The 19,535-nt window shown below is 69.4% G+C and carries 19 protein-coding genes; 1 reads left to right on the plus strand and 18 read right to left on the minus strand.

The features are described from left to right. Nucleotides 1-127 precede the first annotated feature (127 nt). From cmk to JL108_RS18375, 13 genes are all read right to left on the minus strand, one after another. Complete coding sequence (gene cmk / locus JL108_RS18315; protein ID WP_205199565.1) at nucleotides 128-814, minus strand: (d)CMP kinase; 687 nt, start codon at nucleotides 812-814, stop codon at nucleotides 128-130. Further along, entirely contained in the window at nucleotides 811-1,851 is a 1,041-nt protein-coding gene (locus JL108_RS18320; protein WP_205199566.1) for a prephenate dehydrogenase, read from the minus strand. The genes cmk and JL108_RS18320 overlap by 4 nt, the downstream gene beginning before the upstream one ends. After that, the gene (locus JL108_RS18325) at nucleotides 1,848-2,666 is read right to left on the minus strand and encodes a pseudouridine synthase (protein ID WP_205199567.1); all 819 of its coding nucleotides are present in this window, start codon (nucleotides 2,664-2,666) and stop codon (nucleotides 1,848-1,850) included. The genes JL108_RS18320 and JL108_RS18325 overlap by 4 nt, the downstream gene beginning before the upstream one ends. After that, nucleotides 2,659-3,342 carry an SMC-Scp complex subunit ScpB gene (gene scpB, locus JL108_RS18330; protein WP_205199568.1) on the minus strand — a complete coding sequence of 228 codons (684 nt, stop codon included), beginning with the start codon at nucleotides 3,340-3,342 and terminating at the stop codon, nucleotides 2,659-2,661. The genes JL108_RS18325 and scpB overlap by 8 nt, the downstream gene beginning before the upstream one ends. Then, nucleotides 3,326-4,168, minus strand: a complete 843-nt coding sequence (locus JL108_RS18335; RefSeq protein ID WP_205199569.1) for a ScpA family protein — start codon at nucleotides 4,166-4,168, stop codon at nucleotides 3,326-3,328. Before JL108_RS18335 ends, scpB begins: the two co-directional genes overlap by 17 nt. Nucleotides 4,169-4,264: 96 nt before the next feature. Continuing rightward, nucleotides 4,265-4,603 (minus strand): hypothetical protein, encoded by a 339-nt coding sequence (locus JL108_RS18340; protein ID WP_205199570.1) that lies wholly within the window; start codon nucleotides 4,601-4,603, stop codon nucleotides 4,265-4,267. Then, a complete protein-coding gene (locus JL108_RS18345) occupies nucleotides 4,588-5,439 on the minus strand; it encodes a ParA family protein (protein WP_205199571.1) in 852 nt (283 codons plus the stop codon). Before JL108_RS18345 ends, JL108_RS18340 begins: the two co-directional genes overlap by 16 nt. A gap of 55 nt (nucleotides 5,440-5,494) precedes the next feature. After that, nucleotides 5,495-6,409: a site-specific tyrosine recombinase XerD gene (xerD, locus tag JL108_RS18350; protein ID WP_205199572.1), complete on the minus strand. Its 915-nt coding sequence runs from the start codon at nucleotides 6,407-6,409 to the stop codon at nucleotides 5,495-5,497. After that, on the minus strand, nucleotides 6,406-7,026 hold the full coding sequence (locus JL108_RS18355; RefSeq protein ID WP_205199573.1) for an NUDIX domain-containing protein: 621 nt from the start codon (nucleotides 7,024-7,026) through the stop codon (nucleotides 6,406-6,408). Before JL108_RS18355 ends, xerD begins: the two co-directional genes overlap by 4 nt. Continuing rightward, nucleotides 7,023-8,672 carry a CTP synthase gene (locus JL108_RS18360; protein ID WP_205199574.1) on the minus strand — a complete coding sequence of 550 codons (1,650 nt, stop codon included), beginning with the start codon at nucleotides 8,670-8,672 and terminating at the stop codon, nucleotides 7,023-7,025. The genes JL108_RS18355 and JL108_RS18360 overlap by 4 nt, the downstream gene beginning before the upstream one ends. A gap of 507 nt (nucleotides 8,673-9,179) precedes the next feature. Further along, on the minus strand, nucleotides 9,180-10,634 hold the full coding sequence (locus tag JL108_RS18365) for an APC family permease (RefSeq protein WP_205199575.1): 1,455 nt from the start codon (nucleotides 10,632-10,634) through the stop codon (nucleotides 9,180-9,182). After that, entirely contained in the window at nucleotides 10,627-12,210 is a 1,584-nt protein-coding gene (locus JL108_RS18370; RefSeq protein ID WP_205199576.1) for a class I adenylate-forming enzyme family protein, read from the minus strand. Before JL108_RS18370 ends, JL108_RS18365 begins: the two co-directional genes overlap by 8 nt. Next, nucleotides 12,207-12,677 (minus strand): MaoC/PaaZ C-terminal domain-containing protein, encoded by a 471-nt coding sequence (locus JL108_RS18375; protein WP_205199577.1) that lies wholly within the window; start codon nucleotides 12,675-12,677, stop codon nucleotides 12,207-12,209. Before JL108_RS18375 ends, JL108_RS18370 begins: the two co-directional genes overlap by 4 nt. Nucleotides 12,678-12,816: 139 nt before the next feature. Here JL108_RS18375 and JL108_RS18380 point away from each other — a divergent pair, with 139 nt between their 5' ends. Then, nucleotides 12,817-13,449 (plus strand): TetR/AcrR family transcriptional regulator, encoded by a 633-nt coding sequence (locus JL108_RS18380; RefSeq protein WP_205199578.1) that lies wholly within the window; start codon nucleotides 12,817-12,819, stop codon nucleotides 13,447-13,449. A 58-nt stretch (nucleotides 13,450-13,507) separates the two neighbouring features. Here the strand turns inward: JL108_RS18380 and JL108_RS18385 are convergent, their stop codons facing one another. The 5 genes from JL108_RS18385 to JL108_RS18405 form a co-directional block, all read right to left on the minus strand. After that, nucleotides 13,508-14,374, minus strand: coding sequence for a copper transporter (locus JL108_RS18385; protein ID WP_185973220.1), 867 nt, complete (start codon nucleotides 14,372-14,374; stop codon nucleotides 13,508-13,510). Continuing rightward, complete coding sequence (steA, locus tag JL108_RS18390; protein ID WP_205199579.1) at nucleotides 14,371-15,546, minus strand: putative cytokinetic ring protein SteA; 1,176 nt, start codon at nucleotides 15,544-15,546, stop codon at nucleotides 14,371-14,373. Before steA ends, JL108_RS18385 begins: the two co-directional genes overlap by 4 nt. 553 nt (nucleotides 15,547-16,099) lie before the next feature. Further along, the gene (gene recN / locus JL108_RS18395) at nucleotides 16,100-17,773 is read right to left on the minus strand and encodes a DNA repair protein RecN (RefSeq protein WP_205199580.1); all 1,674 of its coding nucleotides are present in this window, start codon (nucleotides 17,771-17,773) and stop codon (nucleotides 16,100-16,102) included. Continuing rightward, complete coding sequence (locus tag JL108_RS18400) at nucleotides 17,773-18,687, minus strand: NAD kinase (RefSeq protein WP_205199581.1); 915 nt, start codon at nucleotides 18,685-18,687, stop codon at nucleotides 17,773-17,775. Before JL108_RS18400 ends, recN begins: the two co-directional genes overlap by 1 nt. Further along, entirely contained in the window at nucleotides 18,684-19,511 is an 828-nt protein-coding gene (locus JL108_RS18405; RefSeq protein ID WP_205199582.1) for a TlyA family RNA methyltransferase, read from the minus strand. The genes JL108_RS18400 and JL108_RS18405 overlap by 4 nt, the downstream gene beginning before the upstream one ends. Nucleotides 19,512-19,535 lie beyond the last annotated feature (24 nt).

Raw genomic sequence — 19,535 nt, forward strand, 5'->3', positions numbered from 1 at the left:
CGCGGCCCTATCACCCGTACTGACTACCTCGGGCCCGGGGCGGTGAGCTATCCCGCACCGACACGGCTGAACTGCGGGATAGCTCACCGCCCTCGCGCAAGGGTGCGGGATGACTCACCGCCCGGGGTCAGGAGGCGTCGCGGGCGAGACCGACGATGTGCTCGATGACCTCGTCGAGGGTCAGGTGCGTGCCGTCGACCACCACGGCGTCATCGGCCTGGGTCAGCGGTGAGGCGGCCCGCGTCGAGTCGATCTGATCGCGGCGCGCGAGCGACTCCTGGGTCGCCGTGGCATCGGCACCGCCGAGCTCCGCCGCTCGACGCGCCGCCCGCGCCGCCGGATCGGCGACGAGATAGACCTTCAGCGGCGCATCGGGAGCGACGACCGTGCCGATATCGCGCCCCTCGACGACGATGCCACGGCCCGCGGACGTGGAGAAGCCGATCGCCTGACGCTGCGCCTGCACGAGCAGCTCACGCACCCGCGCCACCGCCGACACCGGGCTGACCGCCGCCGTCACCTCATCGGTGCGGATCGGTCCGGAGACATCAGTACCGTCGACGGTGATGGTGGGCTCTTGCGGATCGACACCGGACACGATCGAGACGGACGTCGCCTCCTCAGCCACCTTCGCCGCGTCCGCGACATCGACACTGCGCTGCAGCAGCGCCCACGTCATCGCCCGGTACATCGCCCCGGTGTCCAGATAGTCGTAGCCGAGCGCCGTCGCGACTCCGCGCGAGGTGCTCGACTTGCCGGACCCGGACGGTCCGTCGATCGCGATGACGATGGGTGTTCCCACAGTGCTCCTCATCGGTAAGCGGACCATCCCTTGGCCCGCATGGCCTCCACGAGCGTATCGGCACGCCCGGACAGAACCACGATCTCGACCAGACCGACCGGACGGCCCACCTCGTGGTCGATCCGCAGGTCCTCGATATTGACGACCTCCGCGGCATCGCCGAAGAGCCGCGACAGCTCGCCGGGGGTGTCGTCGATCGGCACGAAGACACTCGCCACATCGGTCGGCAGGTCGCCGTGCTTGCCGGGGATCGTCGTGGTGCCCGCACGCCCCTGCTTCAGCAGGCCGTCGACGGCGGACGGGTCGTCGCCCACCGCGCCGATCAAGGTGTCCAGACGATCGCGCAACGTCGTCAGCAGCGGCGTGATGGCCGACGAATTGTGGCCGAGGATGTCGACCCACAGGTCGGCATCGCTGCGCGCGATCCGCGTGACATCGCGTAGGCCCTGGCCCGCCAGGTCCACATGCCCATCGGGAGCACCGTCCAGCAGGCTCGCGGTCAGATTGGCCATCAGATGCGGCACATGCGAGACCAGCGCGACCGCCTCATCGTGGGCACGCGGCGCGAACCGGCGCGGAACAGCACCGATCTCCACGACAGTGCGTTCCAGCAGATCCACCGCCGAGGACGCGCTCCGCTCGCCCGGCACGATCGCCCACGAGCGACCCTCGAACAGCTGACCGGAGCCGGCAGCGGGGCCGGATCGCTCCTTGCCCGCCATCGGGTGACCGCCCACGAAGCGCGGATCGTCCACAGCCTCCACGATCGCCGCCTTGACGCTGGCGACATCGGTGACGACCGCGTCCGGGAAACGGCGGAGCGCATCCTCGACCGCTGGCACCACCGCGGCCGGAGGAGTCGCCACGACGACGAGCTCGGGTGCCTCGACGGGATCGCTCGTCCCGGCACCAGCTTCGGCGGCCACCCCCACATTCCGCGGATCGCGGTCCTCCAGGTGCACCTGCGCACCGCGCTCGGCCAGCGCGAGGGCCACGGACGTGCCGATGAGCCCACATCCCACGACGAGGACGGGGCTGGGCACAGTCACGTGTTCTCCTTGTCGTCGGTGTGGTCTCGATACACCCGCTCGTCCCTCGCGGGCACCCGACCACCGGGGTCCTGCACGCTATCGAAGAGGTCGCCGCGCTCGTCGCGCGAGAGGTCCCGCATCGTGCCCACCTTCAGGTCACCGAGCCGCAGCGGTCCGAAGGCGGTGCGGGTCAGCTCGACGACCGGGTGTCCGACATGGGCCAGCAGCCGCCGCACGATGCGATTGCGGCCGATGTGGATGTCGAGCTCCACCAGGGACTGTCCCTTGCCACGGTCACGGACCACGAAACGGTCTACCGAGGCCGGACCGTCGTCCAGCTCGACCCCTTCGCTCAGGGTTCGTCCGAGCGAGTTCGGCACCTGGCCCTCGACGAGCGCCACATAGGTCTTGGTGACCTCGAAGGACGGGTGCGCGAGCCGATGCGCGAGATCGCCGTCATTGGTGAGGATCAGGAGCCCCGAGGTGTCGGTGTCCAGGCGTCCGACGTGGAAGAGCCGATCGTCGCGACCGGCCACGAAACGCCCGAGATCCGGCCGGCCGTTCTCATCGGCCATAGTGCTCACCACGCCACGAGGCTTGTTGAGCAGCAGATACGCATGCTCGCTCGGCGGCGGCACTCGCCGCCCGTCGACACGGATCACGTCCCGCACCGGATCGACGCGCACCCCCAGCCGCGTCACCACCTCGCCGTTGACCTCTACCCGGCCCCGGGCCATGAGCTCCTCGCTGGCGCGCCGGCTGGCGACACCAGCCTGCGCCAGCACCTTCTGCAGCCGGATCTCGCCCGTGTCCTCGAACTCGATCTCACTCATCGACGCTCTCCTGCGTGGTCTCGGTCTCCCCCGGCTCCGGCGTCTCGGTGCCCGGCTCCTCGGCCTCCGCGACCTCCCCTGCGACACGCTCGAGCTCACCGTCGAAATCGTCGAGCTCGGGCAGCAGAGGCGCGAGCGGCGGCAGCTCCTCCAGGCTTCCGAGCCCCATCCGCTCCAGGAAGTACGACGTGGTGCCGTAGAGCGTCGCGCCGGAGGTCGCGTCACTCCCCTGGTCCTCGATCAGTCCGCGCGTCAGCAGCGTCCGCACGACACCGTCGACGTTGACGCCGCGGATCGCCGAGATCCGCGAGCGGCTGATCGGCTGACGGTACGCCACGACCGAGAGCGTCTCCAGTGCCGCCTGACTGAGCCGGGCCTGCTGACCGTCCAGCACGAAGGCGGCCACCGCGTCGGCGTGCTCGTCACGCGTGTAGAACCGCCAGCCGCCGGCGACCTCACGCAGCTCGAAACCCCGCCCCTGAGCCGCGTACTCGTCGGCGAGGTCCACCAGAGCCTCGGTGACGGCATCGGTGGGGTGTCCGATCGCCGAGGCCAGCGTCACCGCGGGCAGCGGCTCGTCGGCGATCATCAAGATCGCCTCCAGGCTCGGCCGCAGCTCGAACACCACCGGCTGTTCGTCTTCGGCCGGCGACTGCTCGTCATTGGTCTGGGTCATCGTCACTTCCTGCATCGTCGGACTCGTCGAATTCATCGCCCACGTCGATGTCACCGTCATCGGTGCCGGTCCATCGCACGGTCAGATCGCCCAGCGGCTCGGCCTGATCGAAGGCGAGCACTCCCTCGCGGAACAGCTCGAGCAAGGCCAGGAACCGCGCCACCTTGGTGACCACATCGGGCGCATCGGAGGTGAGCGCCCGGAAGGTCAGCGACCGGTCGCGCCGTAGCCGGTCGACGACCAGATGGCCCTGCTCACGCACACTGACCGCCGGGGCGTGCAGGTGCGCGAGCGAGACGAGCGGCGGCGCCTTGGGGCGTAGCGCTTCCGCGGCCAGCACGGCCAGATCGTCGATCGTGGCCGGGATCTGCACCTCAGGCAGCAGCCGAGCGAACCTCGGTTCCAACGTCACCGCCCGCGGGACACGCCGCAGCTCGCGATCCAGGCGCTGCGCCAAGAAGAGCGCGACCCGCTTGAAGGCCCGGTACTGCATCAACCGTGCGAAGAGAAGGTCCCGCGCCTCCAGCAGCTCCAGGTCGTCCTCGTCCTCGATCTCGGCCTGAGGCAGCAGCCGAGCCGTCTTGAGGTCCAGCAGCGTCGCGGCCACCAGTAGGAAATGCGTCGTCGCCTCGAGGTCGTCCTCGAGCGTCTTGGTGTACGCGATGAACTCGGTCGTCACCACCGACAGCGCCACCTCGGTGATGTCGAGCTGATGCTTGGCGATGAGCTGCAACAGCAGATCGAAGGGCCCCTCGAAATTGCCGAGGGTCACCGAGAAGCCGTCGTGCTCGCCGCTCTCGGCCTCCGCGACGCCCAACTCGCTCACGAACGAAGCTCGCTCACGAGTCCGCCCGTAAGAAAGGACGTCGAGTATGAGCGGACAGCCTCGTGAGGCTTCCCCTGGTTCGCTCGCTTCGCTCGCTCACGAGTCGGCCAGTCTCCGCGCGATATCGCTGTCACTGCCGCGTGCGGCGATATCCTCCAGGGCGAGCGCCATGGCGGCGCGCACGAGCCGGCCGCGGTCGATCTTTCGACCGAGCTCGGCACGCAGCTGGATCCGGGCCTGCTCGAGAGCGATCAACTCCTCGCTGGTGAGGTAGACCGTCATCTTCTCGTCGTGCTTGACCCGGCCGCTCGCCCGGTGCTGGTCGGGGTTGGGCGACTCGGGTCCGGCGACCTCCGGTGCGGGAGTCGCGGACAGCCGGGGGGCCGTGGCGCGGAACAGTTCGTCCGCGCCGGGCAGGTTCACGCGTCGGGGCATCGCTGCAGCACCTCACGTGCGAGCTGACGGTAGGAGTCGGCGCCCCGGGACGTGGGGGCATAGGCCGTGATCGGCTCGCCGGCCACCGTGGAGTCCGAGAACTTGACGGTGCGCCGGATGACCGTGTGGAAGACCAGATCGCCCCAGCCGTCCACCAGCGTCCGCAGCACCTCGCGGCCATGGAGCGTGCGGCTGTCGTACATCGTGCCGAGCAGGCCGATGATGCGCAGGTCGAAGTTGGTGCGCTCACGCACCTTGTCGATGGTCTCCGTCAGCAACGCCACGCCGCGCAGCGCGAAGTACTCGCATTCGAGCGGGATGATGACGCCGTGGGCGGCGGTGAGCGCGTTGACGGTGAGCAGTCCGAGCGACGGCTGGCAGTCGATGAGGATGATGTCGTAGTCATTGGCGACATCGCGCAGCACGCGCGCCAGCGCCTGCTCGCGCCCCACCTCGGTGACCAGCCGCATCTCCGCCGCCGACAGGTCGATATTAGCCGGCACCAGGTCGAGGCCCGTGGTCGAGGTCGGGACGATGACGTCCTTGAGTGAGAGCTCGCGGTCCATCAGCGCGTGATAGACGCTCTGCTCGATCTCATGGGCGTTGTAGCCGAGACCGACGGTCATGGAGCCCTGCGGGTCGAAGTCGACCAGCAACACGCGCCGGCCGTCCTCGACGAGCGCCGCCCCGAGGTTGATCGTCGTGGTGGTCTTGCCGACGCCGCCCTTCTGATTGCACATCGCGATGATCTGCGCGGGACCGTTGCCGGCACGCGGCCCGGGCGCGTCGAGCACCGGCATGGGGCGCCCGGTCGGGCCAGTCTCGGGCGTGCTCATCGGCGTCCTTCGAGTGTCGACTTGTTGCTACTCACGAGCGCCACTCTACGCCCCGTCACCGCGCCCGTGGATGAGCCGTCGCGTAGACCTCGCGCAGCTTCTCGACGGTCACGAGCGTGTAGATCTGGGTCGTGGTGACCGAGGCGTGGCCGAGGAGCTCCTGCACCACGCGGACGTCCGCTCCGCCGTCGAGCAGATGGGTGGCGAAGGAGTGCCGGAAGGTGTGCGGGGAGACCTTCTCGGCGGCGATCCCGGCGCGCTGGGCGGCCCTGCTGAGCACCGTCCAGGCGCTCTGCCGCGAGAGCCGGCCGCCGCGGGCGTTGAGGAACAGGCCGTGGCTGGTGCCATTGGCGAGCGCGGGACGCCCGGTCGCGAGGTAGTCGCCGACGGCCTCCACCGCATAGCTGCCGACCGGCACGATGCGTTGCTTGGAGCCCTTGCCCCGCAGCAGCGCGGAGCCGTTCTCGAGATCCAGATCGTCGACATCGAGGCCGACCGCCTCGGAGATGCGCGCACCCGTGCCGTACAGCAGTTCGAGCAGCGCCCGGTCACGCTTGGCGAGCGCGGTGCCGGGACTCCCGGCGGCCGAGATGATCGCCTCGATCTCGTCGAGCGGCAGCGCCTTGGGGAGTCGCGAGGTGGGTCGCGGCGGCTTGACATCGTCGGTGACGTCGACCGCGACGAGCCCCTCCCTGAGCAGGAAGCGGTGGAAGCCTCTGATCGCGACGACCGTGCGAGCCACGCTCGACGTGCCGAGTGGACGGTGCTCGTCGTCGCCCATGCGCAGGGCGGCGGTGAAGTCCGCGACATCCTGGACCGTGATCTGCCCCGGATCCGTGCGCCCCACCGACTCCAGGAAGCTCCCGTAGCGGCGGAGGTCGCGTCGATACGACTGGAGCGTGTTGTCGGCGAGACCGCGCTCGATGCCCAGATGCGCGAGATAGTCCGCGACCGCACGCTCGATGGTCACCTGGACCGCCGGACCTGCGCCGCCAGGATCGCCCCCACCGTCAAAGCGTCGGTGATTCTGCCGTCCAGGACGAGATCCACCGCCCGCTCGAACGGCACCCACCACTGCCGCATGTCGGCCTCCTCGGCCTCGCGCCGTGTGCGCTCGGTCTCCGGCACGGCGGTCAGCTCCGTGGCCAGATAGGCGGTCCAGCGCTCGCTGGAGTATCCGGGCGTGGCCGCCATCTCCAGCAGCGGCTGCCAGTGCGCGGCGTGGATGTCCGCCTCCTCGCCCAGCTCCCGGGCCGCCGCCTCGGCAGGGTGCTCCCCCTCGATATCGAGGGTGCCGGCGGGAATCTCGATCAGGCGCTGACCGACCGGATGACGGTACTGCTCGACCAACAGCACCCGATCGTCCTCATCCAACGCCAGGACGGCCACGGCGCCGTGCGGACGCACGACCACGCGGGTGTGCTCCTGCCCGGCAGGATCGACGATCGTATCGAGCGAGACCCCGAGATAGGGATTCTCGAAGGCCGTCTCGACCTTCGAGACCGGCCATCTCGCGTCCTGATCGGCCACCCGCTCGGCCAGTATCCCCGGCAGTCGCGGATGTGCCTGCCCCTCACTCCCGCTCATGCCAACCGCATCTCCAGCTTGCGGGCGAGGGCGGCGCCGACGAGCCCGGCGAACAGCGGGTGCGGGCGCGTGGGACGCGAGCGCAGCTCGGGGTGGGCCTGTGTGGCGACGTAGAACGGATGCTCCTCGCGCGACAGCTCCACGAACTCGACGAGCTTGCCGTCCGGGGAGGTGCCGCTGAAGACGAGGCCGGCGTCCTCCAGCTGACCGCGGTAGGCGTTGTTGACCTCGTAGCGGTGCCGGTGGCGCTCGCCGATCTGCTCGCTGCCGTAGGTCTCGGCGACGATGCTGCCGGGGGTGAGCGCTGCCGGGTACAGGCCCAGGCGCATCGTGCCCCCAAGGTCGCCGTCGCCCTCGACGAAGGCCTCCTGCTCGGCCATCGTGGCCACCACCGGATGCTCGGTCTGCGGATCGAACTCCGAGGACGAGGCATCGGCGATCCCCGCCTTGGCGCGAGCGTATTCGATCACCATGCACTGCAGTCCCAGGCACAGGCCGAGGGTCGGGATGCCGCGCTCCCGTGCGTAGGTGAGAGCGCCGATCTTGCCCTCGATGCCGCGCACCCCGAAGCCACCGGGAACGCAGATGCCGTCGACATCGCCCAGATGCTGTGCGGCACCGGCCTCGGTGGCGCACTCATCCGAGGGCACCCACCGCAGGTTGACCCGGGCGTCCTTGGCGAAACCGCCGGCGCGCAGCGCCTCGGCGACCGACAGGTACGCATCGGGCAAGTCGACGTACTTGCCGACCAGGGCGATCGTGACCTCCTCGGAGGGCTCGTGCACCCGACGGAGCAGCTCGTCCCACTCAGTCCACTCCACGTCGCGGAAAGGCAGGTCGAGGCGGCGCACGACATAGGCGTCGAGTCCCTCGCCGTGCACGACCTTGGGGATGTCGTAGATCGAGGGGGCGTCGCTCGCGGTGACGACGGCCTCCTCGTCGACATCGCACATGAGCGAGATCTTGCGCTTGACGCTCTGCGGGATGGGGCGGTCCGAACGGCACACGATGGCATCGGGCTGGATGCCGATCGAGCGCAGCGCGGCCACCGAGTGCTGCGTCGGCTTGGTCTTGAGCTCGCCCGACGGACCGATGTAGGGCACGAGCGAGACGTGCAGGAAGAAGGCGTTGTCGCGGCCGATCTCGTGGCGCACCTGGCGCGCGGACTCCAGGAAGGGCTGGCTCTCGATATCGCCGACCGTGCCGCCGATCTCGTGGATGACGACGTCGACATCGTCGCCGCCCATCGACAGCATGCGGTCCTTGATCTCGTTGGTGATGTGCGGGATCACCTGGACGGTGTCGCCGAGGTAGTCGCCGCGACGCTCGCGGGCGATGACCTCGGAGTAGACCTGGCCGGTGGTGACATTGGCGCGGCCGACGAGGTCCTCGTCGAGGAAGCGCTCGTAGTGACCGATGTCGAGATCGGTCTCGGCGCCGTCGTCGGTCACGAAGACCTCGCCGTGCTGGAACGGGTTCATCGTGCCGGGATCGACATTGAGGTAGGGGTCGAGCTTCTGCATCGTGACCCGCAGACCCCGCGATTTGAGCAGGCGGCCGAGGCTCGAGGCGGTCAGCCCCTTGCCCAGTGACGACGCGACGCCCCCCGTGACGAATACGTGCTTGGTGACCGCGCTACCTGCCAAGGTGACTCCCGTGGATCGAAGGTGGTGCAGAACCCCTGACGTGTGAGCTCCACGGGATTCCAGCCTAGCAAGAAAGCCGCCCACGACCGAATCGCCATTGGCGTGTCGCGGGCCACCTTGCCGCAGTGTCCGGTGATCGAGCAGGACGGCGAGTGCAGCGAGCACGTGCCGTATCGAGATCGCCTCACCCGACGTGGTCTCGATACACTCCCAGACTCATCATCGGTGGTTGAGTAGCCGCGCCCTTCGATACGCGGCTCGTCCCTCGCCACTACTCAGGAACCGGAACGAGCGGCGTATCGAAACCACCACCCCAACGTGGCGTGGTCTCGATACGCTCCTCGTCCCTCCCCCGCAAGCGGGAGGTGCCCCCAGGTCGCACTCGACCACCGAGGCGAGGTTCTGGGAGGCGGGGTGGAGCGAGATCCTCTAGCGTGAACGGGCAAGGCTACTCGACCACCGAGGGATGGCTCGGTGGTCGAGTAGCCGTCTAGGGGCGGGCCAGCTCTAGCTGCGCTCGCTCTCGACCTCCGGCCTCTCGGCGCGGCGCTTGCCGCCGCCGAAGACCGAGTCGTAGTACTCGCCGAGCAGGGCCCGCAGCGATTCCTCCCGGCTCATCGTGCGCGGCGACAGCAGATACAGCACCAGCCCGAGTGCGACCCAGGCGATGACGATCAGGTACTCCCCCGGCCAGCGCAGGGACAGCGGGCTGGCGGGGATCAGCGCCGCGAGGACGACGCCGACCGCGGCCACCGCGCCGATGACCGGCAGCACCGTCGACACGATCGAGCCACCGCCGCCGGTCATCCGGCGGATGCGGAACATGATGACGACCGTGACCGCCCAGACGATGCCGATGTAGACACCGCCGGTGTTGAGGAACCACACCAGCGCGCCCGGGCCGAGCGAGCCGAGTGCCAGGCCGATCACCGTGGTCAGGACGAGCGCCGCGCGCGGGGAGCCGGTGCGCTCGTCGACCTTGCCGAAGACCGGCGGGAACAGCTCGATGCGCGCCAGCGCGAACATCAACCGCGACGAGGCCGCGAACACGGCGATGAAGGTCGTGATGATGCCGAGCACGCCGATGACGAAGGCGACGGTCGAGATGAGCGGCATGCCCGCGACATCGAAGGCCTCGATCGTGCCATTGGTCAGCGCTGCGGTGTCCTGCCACGGGATGACCCAGGCGGTGGCGGCGAGCACGATGGCGTAGAAGCCACCGGCGAGCAGCACCGAGATCACGACGATGCGGCCGATCTGGCGCGGGGTCGCCTTGGCCTCCTCGGCCATGATCGCGACGACGCCGAAGCCGATGAGGAAGCCGAAGGCCGGCAGCACGAAGCCGAGGACGTTCGCGATCGGCGAGCTGTCCGCGTCCGCGTCGAACATCGGGAAGAAGTTCGAGGCCGAGCCGCTGCCGAATCCGGCGACCACGACCGCCACGGCGAGGACGACCATGATGCCGAAGAGGATCAGCTGGGTGCGAGCACTGAACTCCACCCCGTTCCAGTTCAGCGCGAGCATCACCAGAGTGAGCACCACGCCGATCGCCAGCACCGGCAGGTAGATCGTCTCACCGCCGATCTCATAGAGCGGCACGGTGTTGAGCGACGGCCAGGCGGTGCTGAGCAGGCGGCCGGTGGCCGTGACGTAGAAGGCGACCGTTCCGGCGTACGTGCCGATGAGCAGCCAGCCGACGATGAAGCCGAGCAGCCGGTTACCGCCCACGACCGAGTACACGACCTCGCCACCGGCACGTGGCAGCCGCGCGGCGAGATTGCTGTAGGCGATCGCGATGCAGGCGGCGAGCGCGGTGGCCAACAGCATGCCGAGGATGGTGCCGCCGGCACCGAACTCGTGAAAGAAGGTGCTGCCGAGGTAGAGCCAGCTGGAGCCGATGACGCCGGCGGCGCCGATCGCCACCAGAGCCAGCGGGCTGATGGTCTTGCGTAGTTCAGACATGAGTTTTTCCTGTGGAGTGATGACGCGCCCGCAGCGCGTTCTTGTCGACCTTCCCGACCGGAAGGAGGGGGAGCTCGTCGAGGACGACGAACTCCTTGGGCACCTTGAAATTGGCGAGTCGTTCGCGGCACCAGGAGCGCAGCGCCTCGTCATCGAGCGCGGATCCTTCGGCCACCTGGACGTAAGCGACGCCGACCTCGTGGAAGTCGGGGTCCGGTCGAGCGACCACCGCGGCCAGCTCGACATCCTTCAGATCCTCGAGGACCTGCTCGATCTCACGCGGGTAGATGTTGTAGCCGCCGGACTTGTACATGTCCTTCGTGCGGCCGACGAGGACGAGGTTCCCGTCCTCGCGCAGCCGCCCGACATCGCCCGTGCGCAGCCAACCGCCGGCGGTGAACGCCTCGTCGGTGGCCTCAGGCCGGTTGAGGTAGCCCGCCATCACCGTGCGGTTCCGGACGCAGACCTCCCCCTCGCCCTCGGTCCACCCGCCGTCCTCGCCGAGCAGGCGGACGTCCATGCCGGGATCGGGGCGGCCGACGGTGGTCAGCAGGTCGTCATCGCTGGCATCGGGATCGGAGTAGGTGACCGAGCTGGTCGCTTCAGTGAGACCGTAGGTCGAGACCAGACGGACGCCCCGTGCGCGGTAGGCCTGCAAGGAGGCCCGCGGCAGTGGCGACCCGCCCCAGCCGACCAGCTCCAGCGAGGAGAGGTCCCGCGTCCGGAAGTCCGGGTGCGCGCTGATCCGCTGCAGCTGGGTGGGGATCTGGAACAGCGCCGAGATCCGCAGCTCCTCGACATCGCGGATCACCTCCGCGGCATCGAAGGACTCGCGCAGCACCAAGGTGGCGCCGGTGACCAGCGGCACGCCAACCAGATCGCCGACGCAGCCGATGTGGTTGATCGGCAGATTGCAGAGCACCACCGGTTCGCGGAGCTTCCACGTCTCACCTTCGACCACGCCGAGGCGGACGAGGCCCGAGTGGCGGATGAGCGCGCCCTTGGGCGTGCCGGTGCTGCCCGAGGTGTAGACGATGATCGCGGGATCCTGGGTGTCGACGAGTTTCGAGGCCTCGGCGGCCTCCACGGCGATCTCGTCCCCCGTGCCGGTGAGGGACTCCTCATCGAAGGCCCTCAGTCGCTCGGCGGAACCGATGTCGGCGATCGGACGCGCGATGAGTCCCTCGGCGGCCTCGTCCAGCGCTTCGCGTTCCGTGGCCGGAAGCGTGGTCAGCACCAGCACCGGAGCGGCGTCCGCGAGCACATAGGCGAGCTCGCGGGCGCTGTACCGGGGGTTCAGCCCCAGCCAGATCGCTCCGATCGCGGTGGTTGCGAGGTAGGAGACCACGAACTCCGGACGCGGCGCGGCCATCAGCGCCACCCGGTCACCGGGCCGCACACCGGTCGCCCAGAGCGCGCGGGCGTGTCGGCGGACCAGCTCGGCGAGCTCGACATAGGAGACACGCTCGTCATCGGGACCGATCAGCGCGGTGCGACCGGGGTGTTCACGGCTATGCCGGAGCACATAGTCGACGACGCGCGGCAGCACCGTCACGTCGTCGGTTCCGGTGTTCACTGAGCGTCGCTCGCTTCCTCGGCCTTGCGGTCGATGAGCAGGTAGAGCCAGCGCGCGTACATGGCGGTGTCGCCGCTCTTCTCGACCTCCAGCTCGGTGTCGAGCGTGACGAGGGTGCGGGTGGGGGTCTTGACCTCGGCCTCGAGGACGGTGCGCTTCAGTCGCACGCGATCGCCGACGAATACCGGCGTGGTGAACCGCACCCGGTCGGTGCCGTAGTTCAGCCCGTAACCGCCGTCGATCGATACGAAAGGTTCGGAGAAGTCGAAGTAGACCAGCAGGCTGAGCAACAGGAAGCCGTCGACGAGGGTCGGGCCGAAGGCATTGTTCTGGCTGATGGTCAGGTCGACCCGGTCGGGCTCGAGGTAGCTCCCGCGCGAGAACGCCGCGAGATGCTCGGCGTCGATCTCGAGCCAGTCCGAGACGTGGCTGCGTCCGATGAGGTCCGACGGTGCGGGAAGAGTCATGCTGTCTCCAGATTCAAATACAAGTAGTTACTTGGATTGAACTGTGGCACCGATCACGCCCACCGTCAAGAGTATCCAAGTATTTACTTGAACTTTGTCTGTGCCATGATCGAGGACACCGGCGAGCCCCAGGAGAGTGATGAGCGACCGAATCGCCCCCCGTCGTCGTGAGCCGCGCCAGAGCCGCTCGCGACAGACCGTGGCGCGCATCCGCCAGGCGGCCGTCGACCTGCTCGTCGACGAAGGCCTGGACGGGCTGAACACCAATGCGATCGCCGACCGCGCCGGGGTCAACATCTCCACCCTGTACGGCTACTTCCCCGACAAGCACTCGATCATCGTCGACCTCTTCGAGAGCTTCGAGACCGAGCGCAGCGATGCCGTGCTGAGCGCGACCGAGCGGCTCCGCGATGCCGAGGACTGGCGCGGCTGGATGAGCGACATCATCGACCGGATGGCCTCGTTCCGCGTGGAGTGGCCGGCCGGCATCATCCTGCGGCGCGCACTGGTGCTGAACCCCGAGCTGCAGGCCCTCGACGACCGGTCGACCGAGCTGGCCTCACAGGCACTGGCGCGGGCCTTCTCCGAGCGTCCTCAGGTCGACTCCGATGCCGATCTCCAGCGGATCGCCCTGGTGACCGTCACCACGATCACCCATCTGCTCGACCGGGCCTTCATGTCCACTCCCCCGGATCTCGGGATGCTCGAGGAACTCAAGGTGCTGACCGAGCGCTACCTGACCCCCTACCTGGAGCCCCGCGCCGACGCGTGAACGACGCAGGGGCCGCTCCGGTGCATGTCCGGAACGGCCCCTGCGTCGTTACTCGGGTCTACGGGATGGGCCCGTCGGCGGCACGGGAGGTGCCCCAGGCACCGGGGTTGCCCTCGGCCTCGCGAGCCAGCGCGGCGACGGCCATGATCCGTCCCGTGGCCGAATCGGTGACATCGAAGGTCGAGATGTCCTGCGTGCCGTCCGCGGCACGGACCCGGCCGACGATGCCCCGATCCTCCGACGACGAGACCGGTCCGGTGACGAGGACGCCCGAGCTCGCATCGTCCAGCGCGGGAGCCAGCTGGGCGACCACCGCGCCGTAGTCGGCATCGTCCGGGGAGGCCGGGCCGGTGACGATCACCGCGAGCGTCGCCGTCTGTTCCGGTTCGGTGGTCTGATCCAGCAGCTCGCCCTGCACGAAGGCGGAACGGATCGTACGGGCATCCTGGTCGGCCTCGGCGGTCTCGGTGCCGAGATAGGCGCGCGCGAGGGCCGAGCCGATCCGCTGGTAGGCGCTCTCGCCGGTCACGGCGTCACCACCGGACTGGTTGGCGACTCCCTCAGAGAACTGGCGATTGGCGGGCGCCAGCAGCTTGGAGGTCAGCGCCACCTGTCCGGTGACCTGAGCGCCGGCGGTCTGCAGGTTCTCCACGATGCCGGTGACCTGGGCATCCTGGGCCCCCGGCGTGGTGAAGACGACCACGCTCTCATCGCTCAGCGAGTCGCGGATCAGGTCCGGGCCGGTGTTCTCGGCGTAGGCGGCATCGAATCCGGCGACGGCCGGGGAGATGTCCTGTTGCCGGCTCTGATTGTTGGAGATGCTGGCGCCGGCGTCGTCGAGGAGCCCGGCGCCGATGGCGATGCCGGCGGCGAGCGAGAAGAGCACGGCCGCCAAGGAGACGAGGTGGTACCGCAGGTTGATCACGAGAAGAGTCCTTCGATCCAGGAGATGCCGCTGCCGACGAGATCACGCAGGTCCGTCCACCAGACCTGGCCGGCGGGGGTGGTGAGCACCGCCGCGATCACCGCGACGACGCCGGCGAGCAGGAGGAGGAACGGCACGAGCCAGGTGAGTCGCTGCACCGCGAAGAACCGCACGGCCTTCGCGTCGACGACCTTGGTGCCGGCCTTGAGCCGGGCCACGAATGCACTGCCGACATCGGCGGTGTCGCGCTCCAGCAGGGCCACGAGTGTCGGCGGGGCGCCGGCCAGCACGATGACATCGGCATCGTTGTGGTCGGCGAGCAGGATGGCGAGATCCTCACTGGCCCCGCTGGCGGCGAACACCATGGCATTGGTGCCGTGCTGTTCGAACCGTTCGGGATGGTCCAGCCGGCCGGCCGGTGAGACCACCACGGCCTCGCGGGCCTTGTCGATCGAGCTGTTGGTCAGTTGCTCGTCCGTGCCGATGACGACGTGCGGGACCAGACCGAGCCCCGCGATCACGTCACCGCCCTTGCCGACGCCGATCAGGAGCGGGTCGTTGTCGCGGATGAAGCGGCGCATGCCCTTGAGGTCGTCCTCGACATCGAAGGTGTCGGCCACGATCACCGCGGCCCGCCCACGGCCGGACTGCTGCAAGCGCGGGATGTGCGCGCCCTCGAAGAGCATCGCCCGCTCGCGACGCAGCTGGTCCGAAGCGTTGGCGGTGACCGAGTCGAGCCGGTTGGAGAGCTCTGTCGAGGCCTGGGTGAGCCCCTCGGAGATCCGTTCTCCGGTCATCTCGATACCCGTGGCGAGCAGTTCCTCGCCGCGGAAGACCGCCGATCCCTCGACGCGGACCTGTTCGCCGCTACGCAGCCGGGCGAACAGCCCCTCGCCGACATCGTCCACGAGGTGGATGCCGGCGCTGGTGAGCACCTGGGGGCCGAGATTGGGGTACCGGCCGGTGGAGGACGGGGCGACGTTGACGACGGCGGCGACCTCGCGCGCGACGAGCACCTCGGCGTCTTGAACCTCCAGGTCGGGGAGGTCGATGACCACGACGTCACCGGCGCGGACGCCGGCGAAGTCCGAGGACTGACGCGCGATGCGCGCCGGTCCGCGCACACCCGGCGCGTCCGGGTCGACCACGCGATTGCGTTTGAGAAGAGCCATAGCGCCTTCCATGCTGACACGCCAGGGCGCCCAGATCGCGGAGGCACGACGAGCCCATTGCACTGTGACCCAACCGTCAAGCCACGACGGCCTTCAGCCACTCGACCACCGAGGTGAGGGATCGGTGATCGAGTAGCGACCGCGAGCGCAACGAGCACGTCAGGTATCGAGATCACCTTTCCGTAAGCGTGGCCTCGCTCCAGCGCGGCTACGCCCCTGATGCCCCGGCTCCATCGCGTCGGCCGCGGACGGCCTTGGGCTACACGACCACCGAGGTGAGGGACCGGTGATCGAGTAGCGACCGCGAGCGCAACGAGCACGTCACGTATCGAGATCACCTTTCCGTAAGCGTGGCCTCGCTCCAGCGCGGCTACGCCCCTGATGCCCCGGCTCCATCGCTCCGGCCGCGGACGGCCTTGGGCTACACGACCACCGAGGTGAGGGACCGGTGGTTGAGTAGGAAGCTCGCCCAGCGAGCGACCGTATCGAAACCACCCCACCTGGCCTCGCTCCAGCGCCGCTCGTCCCCCGCGGCTACTCGACCACCGAGGGGTCAGTGGCCGGCGAGGTCGAGGAGCTCGCGCGCATGCTCCTGCGCGGCACGCGAGTCGTCCAGTCCCGCGAGCATCCGGGCGAGCTCGTCGACCCGCTCGTCGGGCGTGAGCCGCCGCACGCTGCTAGCCGTCACGGCACCGTCATCGGACTTGGTGACCACGAAGTGATCGTCGGCGAATGCCGCCACCTGCGGGAGGTGCGTGACGGCGATGACCTGGGCGTGACGTGCGAGGCGTGCCAGCCTCCGTCCCACCTCGACCGCCGCTTTGCCGCCGATCCCGGCATCGACCTCGTCGAACACGAGGGTGGGCACCGTGTGCTCGTCAGCGAGGACGACCTCCAGGGCGAGCATCAGGCGCGAGAGCTCGCCCCCGCTCGCCCCCTTGCTCATCGGCCGCGGAGCCGTACCTGAGTTGGCCGCGAAGCCGAACTCGACGACATCGCCGCCATGCAACGCAGGTTCGTCAGCGGGCTCCACGGTGACCTCGAGACGCGCCGAGGGCATCGACAGCTCCGCCAGCTCGGCCTGCACCCGTTCGGCGAAGGTGCTGGCCGCCGACCGCCGCACCGCGCGCAACCGCTCGGCGAGCTCGTCGACCTGTGGTCCGAGCGCGGCGATCTCGGCTTCCAGCTGCTCGAGCCGCTGATCATCGCCATCGAGCTCGGGAACCCGGGCGGCAGCCGACTTCGCCCAGTCGAGGACGTCATCGAGGGTCGGACCGTAGCGACGGACGAGCGCCGTGATCGCGGCCCTACGCTCCTGGACAGCCGCCAGGCGGGCCGGGTCGAGATCGATGTCAGCCGCATAGTGCTGCAGCTCCGAGGCGATATCGGCTACCTCGATCCCGGCGCTCGCCAGTCGTTCGGCGAGGCCGTCGAGTCGGTCGTCGTGACCCGCGGCATGCGCGAGCTGCTGGTGGGCAGCCCCGATGATCACGCCGACTCCGCCCTCGTCGGACGAGAGCGCCTCCGCCGCGGACGCGGCGGCCCCGATGAGCGATTCGGCGTGCGCGAGTCGCCCCTCCTCGGCCGCCAGCTCCTCGTCCTCGCCGGGTGCCGGGTCGACCTCCTCGATCTCACCGAGACCGTGCTGCAGCATCTCCAGCTCGCGGAGCCGTTCCCCGGCGTGCTCACGCAGCTGCGCCAGCGAACGCTGTGCCTCACGCCAGCGGCGGTAGGCATCCTGGTAGGCGGCCAGCGCCTCACGTGCCTCGGCCCCCGCGTACAGGTCGAGGGCATCGCGCTGCTGCGCGGCCAGCACCAGGCGCTGTTGATCGGACTGCCCGTGCACGGCCACCAGCTCGCGGGCGACCTGCGTGAGAACCGTGGCAGGAACGGTCGCACCGCCGGCGGTCGCGCGCGACCGGCCCTGGGCGGAGAGCACTCGCCCCAGGAGGATCTCACCGTCGTCGACATCGCCGCCCGCGTCCTCGACGAGCCCGGCGGCCACGGAGCCCTGGGGTACGCCGACCCCGGCCTCGACCCGAGCCCGCTCGGCCCCGACCCGCACCAGCCCGGAATCGGCGCGCTCGCCGCGGAGGAGCCCGAGCGCGGTGACCACCATGGTCTTGCCGGCTCCCGTCTCACCCGTGATCACCGAGAATCCCGGACCGAGCTCGAGCTCGGCCTCCTCGATCACGCCCAGCGCGGACAAACGCAGATAGTTCCACATCAGGACATCGTCTCCCGGCGCCGCTCGGCCGCTCCCCGCCACCCGGCCACCGGCAGCTCGAACTTGCGGACGAGCCGGTCGGCGAAAGGCGCGGTGTGCAGGCGGGCGAGCCGTACCGGCTCGGCCCCGCGCCGTACCTCGATGCGCGCCCCGACCGGCAGCTCGGCGGCGCGGCGTCCGTCGCACCACAGGATGCCGGCCGGGGTGTCGCCGACGATCTCGATCGCGAGGGTGGAGTCCGGGGACACGACCAGTGGTCGCGCGAAGAGCGCGTGAGCGCTGATCGGCACCATCAGGAGCGCCGCCACCTCGGGCCAGACGATCGGCCCGCCCGCGCTGAAGTTGTAGGCGGTCGAACCGGTGGGCGTGGCGCAGACGATGCCATCGCACCCCCACCGGGACACCGGGCGGCCGTCGATCTCCACGACCGCCTCGATCATGCGTTCGCGCGAGGCCTTCTCGACCGTCGCCTCGTTCAACGCCCAGTTGCGGCCGACCTCGCGACCTCCGACGGTGACCGAGACGTCGACGGTCAGCCGCTCCTCCACCTCGAAGTCCGCGGCGATCACCCGCTCGGCGATCTCATGGAGGTCCTCGACATCGGCCTCGGCGAGGAAGCCGACGTGCCCGAGGTTCACGCCCAGGACGGCGGCCCCGGTGCCACGGCACATCTCCGCAGCTCTGAGGATCGTGCCATCGCCACCGAACACCACCGCCAGGTCGCATCCTGCCGCTGCCCCGGGGCCGGCGCCCACGGCGACGAGATCCTCGATGCCTTGGGCGGCGATCGCGTCGTACTCGCTGTCGATCACCCGCACCTCGATGCCCGCCTTCTGGAGCTCGCGCGCGAAGGTCGCCGCGACGGCCGCGGCATCGGGGCGCGCGGTATGCACGGTGATCAGGACACTTCTCATCGCGGGGCTCCTCCTCGTTGGGACAGCGGCCCGGCTGCGACGGCCCGCTCCGCATCGGCAGGGTCCGGTGGTGGAGCGTCCGAACGCAGCCAGCAGAAGTACTCGACGTTACCCGCCGGCCCCGGCAAGGGGCTGGGCGCGAGCGCCCGCGTGCCCCATCCGTGGTCGTGGGCGCTGGTGCACACCTGCATGATCGCGCCAGCGTGCAAGGCCGGGTCGCGCACCACGCCGTTCTTACCGAGATTCGAGCGGCCGACCTCGAACTGCGGCTTGATCATCAGGACGATGTCGCCGGCCGACTCGGTGACGGCGGTGAGCGCCGGCATGACGATCGTCAGGGAGATGAAGGACAGATCCGAGACCACGAGGTCCACGGGACCGTCGATCTGCTCGCGGGTGAGGGTCCGGACATTGGTGCGATCCAGCACGTGGACCCGCTCATCGCTCTGCAATGCCCACACCAGCTGGCCGTAGCCGACATCGACCGCGATGACCTCGCGCACCCCTCGGCGCAGGAGGACATCGGTGAACCCGCCGGTCGAGGCTCCGGCGTCCAGCGCGCGACGACCGCTCACCTCCAGGCCGGCGGGCTCGAAGACCTCGAGGGCCCCGAGCAGCTTGTACGCGCCGCGCGACGCATAGCGCGGACCCGTGTCCTCCGCGATCACGATCGGCTGGTCCGTGGTGATCTGCGTCGCGGGCTTGCTCGCCGTGGCGCCGGCGACGCTGACCACGCCCTCGGCGATCAGGCCGGCCGCCTGGTCGCGAGAGCCGGCCAGTCCCCGGCGCACGAGCTCAGCATCGAGGCGCACCCGTCGGCTCATGCCGCCACCGCCTGAAAAGAAGCA

The organism is Aeromicrobium sp. YIM 150415 (assembly GCF_016918125.1).
GTDB classification, from domain to species: Bacteria; Actinomycetota; Actinomycetes; order Propionibacteriales; family Nocardioidaceae; genus Aeromicrobium; species Aeromicrobium piscarium.

What these genes read in the sequence shown, in the direction of transcription:
- cmk (WP_205199565.1), bottom strand. Translation starts at nt 814, where the DNA reads ATGAGGAGCACTGTGGGAACACCCATCGTCATCGCGATCGACGGACCG.
- JL108_RS18325 (WP_205199567.1), bottom strand. Translation starts at nt 2,666, where the DNA reads ATGAGTGAGATCGAGTTCGAGGACACGGGCGAGATCCGGCTGCAGAAG.
- scpB (WP_205199568.1), bottom strand. Translation starts at nt 3,342, where the DNA reads ATGACCCAGACCAATGACGAGCAGTCGCCGGCCGAAGACGAACAGCCG.
- JL108_RS18340 (WP_205199570.1), bottom strand. Translation starts at nt 4,603, where the DNA reads ATGCCCCGACGCGTGAACCTGCCCGGCGCGGACGAACTGTTCCGCGCC.
- JL108_RS18345 (WP_205199571.1), bottom strand. Translation starts at nt 5,439, where the DNA reads ATGAGCACGCCCGAGACTGGCCCGACCGGGCGCCCCATGCCGGTGCTC.
- JL108_RS18355 (WP_205199573.1), bottom strand. Translation starts at nt 7,026, where the DNA reads ATGAGCGGGAGTGAGGGGCAGGCACATCCGCGACTGCCGGGGATACTG.
- JL108_RS18365 (WP_205199575.1), bottom strand. Translation starts at nt 10,634, where the DNA reads ATGTCTGAACTACGCAAGACCATCAGCCCGCTGGCTCTGGTGGCGATC.
- JL108_RS18375 (WP_205199577.1), bottom strand. Translation starts at nt 12,677, where the DNA reads ATGACTCTTCCCGCACCGTCGGACCTCATCGGACGCAGCCACGTCTCG.
- JL108_RS18380 (WP_205199578.1), top strand. Translation starts at nt 12,817, where the DNA reads ATGAGCGACCGAATCGCCCCCCGTCGTCGTGAGCCGCGCCAGAGCCGC.
- steA (WP_205199579.1), bottom strand. Translation starts at nt 15,546, where the DNA reads ATGGCTCTTCTCAAACGCAATCGCGTGGTCGACCCGGACGCGCCGGGT.
- recN (WP_205199580.1), bottom strand. Translation starts at nt 17,773, where the DNA reads ATGTGGAACTATCTGCGTTTGTCCGCGCTGGGCGTGATCGAGGAGGCC.
- JL108_RS18400 (WP_205199581.1), bottom strand. Translation starts at nt 18,687, where the DNA reads ATGAGAAGTGTCCTGATCACCGTGCATACCGCGCGCCCCGATGCCGCG.
- JL108_RS18405 (WP_205199582.1), bottom strand. Translation starts at nt 19,511, where the DNA reads ATGAGCCGACGGGTGCGCCTCGATGCTGAGCTCGTGCGCCGGGGACTG.